This is a genomic window from Cellulomonas sp. GbtcB1 (assembly GCF_019091725.1).
Classification (GTDB): Bacteria; Actinomycetota; Actinomycetes; order Actinomycetales; family Cellulomonadaceae; genus Cellulomonas.
Window position 1 is genome coordinate 1 of the sequence record NZ_JAGXJG010000719.1, and the last position, 229, is coordinate 229.

The 229-nt window shown below is 79.5% G+C and carries 1 pseudogene; it reads left to right on the top strand.

From position 1 onward, the window contains the following. Positions 1-229: pseudogene (locus tag KVT14_RS21950) on the top strand (hypothetical protein); the annotation flags it as partial.

Here is a 229-nt window from a genome sequence, read left to right on the forward strand (position 1 = left end):
TCACGTCCGGGCAGGGCTCGGACGCGCAGACGATCGCCGCCGGCCGGCTGCTCGCGGCGCACCTCACCCACCCGCCCGCCGGCGCCGACGTCGGGTTCGCGTGGACCCTGACCGACGCCGCCGACGCCGCCGCGCGGCTGGCGGACGGGTCGTACGCCGCGGTCGTGACGACCCCGTCGGACTTCTCCGCGGACGTGGGCTTGCTCGCGTCCGACGGCCCCGGGCCGGC